This is a genomic window from Kitasatospora sp. NPDC036755, assembly GCF_040636595.1.
Lineage (GTDB): Bacteria > Actinomycetota > Actinomycetes > Streptomycetales > Streptomycetaceae > Kitasatospora.
In genome coordinates this window covers 1-5,544 of sequence record NZ_JBEZUT010000446.1, presented here as the reverse complement: position 1 = coordinate 5,544, position 5,544 = coordinate 1, and the positions used below count along the sequence as shown (strand labels likewise).

General features: G+C 76.2%; 5 protein-coding genes. All 5 read left to right on the top strand.

The genetic code is table 11. From position 1 onward, the window contains the following. Positions 1-1,128: acyl carrier protein (locus AB0E96_RS37595; RefSeq protein ID WP_359830799.1), on the top strand; the 1,128-nt coding region annotated here is incomplete at its 5' end. Continuing rightward, positions 1,125-2,639 (top strand): class I adenylate-forming enzyme family protein, encoded by a 1,515-nt coding sequence (locus tag AB0E96_RS37590; RefSeq protein ID WP_359830796.1) that lies wholly within the window; start codon positions 1,125-1,127, stop codon positions 2,637-2,639. The genes AB0E96_RS37595 and AB0E96_RS37590, both read left to right, overlap by 4 nt. After that, complete coding sequence (locus tag AB0E96_RS37585) at positions 2,623-3,921, top strand: type III PLP-dependent enzyme (protein WP_359830793.1); 1,299 nt, start codon at positions 2,623-2,625, stop codon at positions 3,919-3,921. The genes AB0E96_RS37590 and AB0E96_RS37585 overlap by 17 nt, the downstream gene beginning before the upstream one ends. Then, positions 3,921-4,187 carry a phosphopantetheine-binding protein gene (locus AB0E96_RS37580; RefSeq protein ID WP_359830792.1) on the top strand — a complete coding sequence of 89 codons (267 nt, stop codon included), beginning with the start codon at positions 3,921-3,923 and terminating at the stop codon, positions 4,185-4,187. The genes AB0E96_RS37585 and AB0E96_RS37580 overlap by 1 nt, the downstream gene beginning before the upstream one ends. Further along, a complete protein-coding gene (locus AB0E96_RS37575; protein ID WP_359830790.1) occupies positions 4,184-5,386 on the top strand; it encodes an acyl-CoA dehydrogenase family protein in 1,203 nt (400 codons plus the stop codon). The genes AB0E96_RS37580 and AB0E96_RS37575 overlap by 4 nt, the downstream gene beginning before the upstream one ends. The last annotated feature ends 158 nt before the right edge of the window (positions 5,387-5,544 follow it).

Here is a 5,544-nt window from a genome sequence, read left to right as displayed (position 1 = left end):
CTGGCGGCGCTCGCGGACCGCTGGCACGGCGCCGGTACCGGGCTGCGGCTCGGCGCGGTGCTGCGCTTCCGGCCGCAGCCCGGCCCGGACGGCCTGCCCACCGTGGAGCGCGGGGTGGAGCAGCAGCTCGCCGACGCCCGGGACCTGCTCGGCCTGGACACCACCGAGCCGCGGCGGACCGAGCCGGCCGAGCGGATCCGGCCCGGTGACGGCTGCTACCTGGTGGCCGACGCCTACCACCTGCCCTGGGTGCCCTACTTCGGGCAACGGCACATGGAGCACAGCCTGCTGGTGCGGCCGGCGGACGGCGACGCGGTCGAGGTGCTGGACGGCTACCACAACGAGACCCCGTGGGGCAGCGCCCGGCCGGGCCGGTGGACGCTGGACCGGGACGACTTCCTGGCGGCGCTGCCGCAGGGAGCCCTGGTCGCCCGGCTGGCACCGGTGGCGCCCACCGCGACCGCCGACCCGGTGGTCGACCTGGCCGGGCCCGCCGAGGTGGCGCGCTACGCCGCCGCCTACGCCGGACACCCCGACCGCGTGGCCGCGCTGCACCGCCTGACCCTGGAGACCTGGCTGCTGCTCAGGTCCCGCAAGCTGCACGCCGCCCACCTCGCCGCGACCGGCGTACCGGTGGACGAGCGGGCGGTCGCCGACCGGCTGCATGCCTGGGAGGCGCTGACCGAGCAGGTCTACCTGGCCTACCGCCGGGTCGAACGCGGCCGGCCCGAGCCGCAGCGCCTGTCCGACCGGCTGGTCGAGCTCCTGGAGGGCGACCGGGCCGTGTTCGGCGGCGCCGGCCGCGCCACCGCGGCGGACCCGGCCACGGCCGGGTCCGCGCCCTCGGAGCAGCTGCGCCGGACCGTCGCCGAGGCGGCCGCCGCCGTGCTGCGCACCGAGCCCGGCCCGCTGCTGGACGGCGCGCCGCTGACCGACAGTCCCGCCTTCAGCTCGTTCCGGATCGTGGAGATCGTCGAGCGGCTGGAGAGCGACCTGGGGATCGAGTTCGATCCCGACGACCTGGTGCCCGAGCACCTGCACCTGGTCGACGCCATCTGCCGTGCCGTGCTGCGCGCCACGCCCGCCGACACCGCCGCACGGCTCGTCCACTCGGGGGAGGCCCGATGAGCGCCCAGCCTGCCGTCCTGCACGAGCTGCTCGACCGAGCGGCCGAGCGGTGGCCGGACCGGCCGGCCGTCTCGGCCGGCGAGCACAGCCTGACCTACCGTCAACTCGTCGACACCAGCCGCCGGGTGGCCCTTCTGCTGGCCGGGCACGGCCTGCGGCGCGGGCGTCGGCTGGTGATCAGCGCGCCCAACTCGGTGGAGCTGCCGGTCCTGGTCACCGCGGCCTCGCGGATCGGCGCCCCGTTCGCGCTGCTGCACGAGCAGGTGCGCGGCGCCCAGCTGGAGCACGTGCTGGCCGACTGCGAGCCGACCCTGCTGGTCGGCGCCGACCCGGACGGCCGGGCGGCCGCCGAGGCCCGGGGCGTCAAGGCCCTGGACATCGCCGAGTTGACCGACCTCGCCGCCGGCCCGGTGCCCGACCGGACCGCGCTGCCGGCCGGCCCGCTGCCGGTCGACCCGGTCTGCCTGATCTACACCTCCGGCACCACCTCGCTGCCCAAGGCCGTGGTCAGCACCCACCAGCAGCTGGTCTTCGCCGCCGGGGCGATCCAGCAGGTGCTCGGCTACCGGTCCGACGACGTGGTCTACAGCCCGCTGCCGCTCTCCTTCGACTACGGGCTCTACCAGTTCTTCCTGGCCGCGCTCGGCGGCGCCCACCTGCGGCTGGGCCGCCCCGCCGAGGTCGGCCCGCCCCTGCTGACCAACCTGGAGCGCAGCGGTGCCACCGTGCTGCCCGCCGTCCCGGCGGTGGCCGACGCGCTGGGCCGCCTGCTGCGTCGGGCGGGCGACCGGGCCCTGAAGCTGCGGCTGCTCACCAACACCGGCGCGGCGATGCCGCCCGAGGCGCTGGCCCAGCTGCGCGCCCGGATCCCGGGCCTGCGGGTGCAGTTGATGTTCGGCCTGACCGAGTGCAAGCGGGCCACGATCATGCCGGTCGACGGCGACCTCGACCGGCCCGGTTCCAGCGGGGTCGCGCTGCCCGGCACGGAGGTCTTCGTGGTCGGCCCGGACGGCGCCCGGCTGCCCGCCGGCGAGGTCGGCGAGATCGTGGTGCGCGGGCCGAACGTGATGGCCGGCTACTGGCGCCGGCCCGAGCTCACCGCCGAGCGGTTCCACCGCGCCGAGGGGCTGTTCCCCGAGCTGCGCACCGGCGACTACGGCTGGCTGGACGACGAGGGCTTCCTGTTCTTCGACGGCCGCCGGGACGACATCTACAAGGAGAACGGCTTCCGGGTGAGCGCCACCGAGGTCGAGGCGGCCGCCCGCCGCATCCCCGGAGTGGCCTCCGCCGCGGTGCTGGCCCCGGCCGCGGGCCGGGCGGCCCTGCTCTTCGTCACCGGCGGGCTGACCTCGGCCGAGGTGCTGCCGGCGATGCGCGAGCAGATCGAGCGGTTCAAGGTGCCGGGCCGCTGCCTGGTGCTCGACCGGCTGCCGCTGACCGGCAACGGCAAGGTCGACCGCAAGGCGCTGGCCGTCCTGGCGGAGGAGGTGGAGCGTGTCCGTGCCGACTAGCGCGCCCGCGCCCGCGGTGCTGCCGGTCCCGCCGGCCGTCCTCGCCGCGGTGCCCACCCCGGCGTACCTGTACGACCTGGCCGAGGTGCGCCGCAACCACGGCCGGCTGCGTGCCGCGCTGCCCGAACCGACCGGCCTGTACTACTCGTTGAAGGCCAACCCGCACCCGGCGCTGCTCGCCGAGCTGCGCCGCTGCGGGGCCCGCCCCGAGGTCTGCTCGACCGGCGAGCTGGACGCCGCGCTCGCCGCCGGCTGGCCGGCCGACCAGGTGCTCTACACCGGTCCGGGCAAGCGGGACGAGGAGGTCGCGGACGCGCTGGACCGCGGGGTGCGCCGGTTCTCGGTGGACTCGCCGCACGGCATCGAGCAGCTGGACCGGCTGGCGGCGGCCCGCGGCACCGCGGCCGAGTGCCTGCTGCGGATCAACGAGGACCAGCCGGCCCCCGGCCAGGGCCTGGCGATGACCGGCGTGGCCTCGCAGTTCGGCGCGGACGCCGACTGGGTGCTGGCCGAGCCGTCCCGGTTCGGCGGCAGGCCCGCCGCCCGGGTCGTCGGCCTGCACCTCTACATGGGCTCCAACATCGCCCAGGTGCGGGACCTGCACGCGCAGTTCGCCCGCTCGCTGGGCACCGCGCGGCGGATCGGCGAGGCACTGGCCCCGTACGGCGCCGAACTGCGGGTGCTCGACCTCGGCGGCGGCTTCGGCGCCCCCTTCGCCAAGGCCGGCGCTCCGCTGGACCTGACCGCCCTGCGGCCGCTGCTGGAGGAGCTGTTCGACGCCGAGGCCCCCGGCTGGCGCACGGGCGCGCCGGAGCTGGTCTTCGAGTCCGGCCGCTACCTGGTCGGCACCGCCGGCACCCTGCTGACCGCCGTGCTGGACGCCAAGCGCTCGCACGGCAAGGAGGTGGTGGTGCTCGAATCCGGCATCAACCACCTGGGCGGCATGTCCGGGCTGCGCCGGCTGCCCCCACTGGCCCCGCACCTGGTTCGCGCCCGCGACCCGCACGACGGGTCCGAGCGGGACACGCTGGTGGCCGGCCCGCTCTGCACCCCGCTGGACACCTGGAGCCGCGGGGCCGCGCTGCCCGCGCTGCGCCCCGGTGACCTGGTCGCCGTGCCCAACGTGGGCGCGTACGGCCTGTACGCCAGCCTGGTCGCCTTCCTGGGCCACCCGCTGCCGGTGGAGGCGGTGGTCGACAGCGACCGCCCCGAGGCGGCACCCGAGCTCACCAGGGTCACCTTGACCCGGATCCCCGTCCCGGCCCACCGAGGAGAGAACTGATGGACCCCCGACTGCCCGAGCTGCTGCGCCCGTTCCTCAAGTTCGCGGGCGAGCGCGAGATCACCGCCGAGTCCCCGCTGCGCGAGTTCGGCCTGGACTCGATGCAGGCCATCGAGCTGCTGTTCGCCATCGAGGACACCTTCGACGTCTCGCTGCCGGACGAGGACATGAACGACGCCACCTTCGAGACCGCGGGCAGCCTGTGGACCGCGGTGCACCGCGCGCTGACCGCGGCCGGCCGCGCCGACGAGGCGGTCGGCGCATGAGCGCACCGGCGATGACCGCGGCGCCCGTACGCCCCGAGCGGATCGGCGCCGCCGACCTGGCGGCGCTCACCGAGCGGGTGGCGAAGGTGACGGCCGAGCACGTGGAGCACACCGACCGGGAGGCGGCCTTCCCGGTCGCGGCGCTGGCCGAGCTGCGCGCCACCGGTCTGCTCGGCCTGCTGGTGCCGGTCGAGTACGGCGGCCTCGGCGGCACGGTGGCCGACCTGGTGGAGGCGAGCATCGCGCTGGGCCGGGTCGACATGTCGGTCGCGATGGTCTTCGCGATGCACGGCCAGCAGGTCGCGGCGCTGGTGCGGCACGGCGGCGAGCGGCTGCGCGCCGAGGTGCTGCCCGAGGTCGCGGCCGGCCGGGTCTACCTGGCCTCGGTCACCACCGAGGCCGGCAAGGGCGGGCACCTGCTCAGCGCCGAGGCCGCGCTCGCCGCGGCCGACGGCGAACTGCTGGTGGACCGCTTCGCCCCGATCGTGACCGGCGGTGAGCACGCCGACGCCTTCCTGGTGACGATGCTGAGCCCGCACGCCACCAACCCCGGCCAGGTCTCGCTGGTCTACGCCCGGCGCGACCAGCTGGAGATCGAGCGCTCCGGCGACTGGCAGCCGCTCGGCATGCGGGCCAGCCACAGCGTGGCGCTGCGGCTGCGCGGCCGGGTCCCCGAGCACCAGGTCGTCGGCGCGCACGGCGACTTCCGCTCGGTGGTCACCGGCGTCTTCGGCCCGCTCGCGCACCTGGGCTGGTCCGCCTGCTGGCTGGGCACGGCCGCCGGCGCGCTCTCCCGGGTGCTGCGCCTGCTGCGCTCCCCCGAGGGGCGCAAGCAGTCGAACCTGGAGTCGGAGCTGCTGCTGACCAGGCTGTCCCGGGCCCGGCAGCGCCTCGACACGGTGTACGCGCTGCTGGTGCAGACCGAGCGGACGGTGGCCGAGGCGGCGGACCTGACGCCGCCGAGGATCCAGCTGCGGCTCAACGCGCTGAAGATCACCGCCGCCGAGGAGTGCTACGCCGTGGTCGACGAGCTGGTGGACGCGGTGGGCATGCGGCACGGCTACCTCAAGGGCTCGCCGACCCGGCTGGAGCAGGCGCTGCGCGACCTGCGCTCGGCGGTGCTCAACTACAGCAACGACCGGCTGCACCTGGCGGACGGCAGGCTCGCCCTGCTCGACCCGGAGGTGCGCTTTGGCTGAGTCGCCCGCCCCGGCCGACTACCGGGCGCTGCTGGAGCGGGCGTTGGAGCCGTTGCCGGCCGGGGCCGCGGCGGCGCGGGTCGGTGCCGGCCAGGACCCGGGTGGGCGGCTGGGGGCCGGTGAGGAGCTTGCCGAGGTCGTCGAGGTGTTCGGTGCGG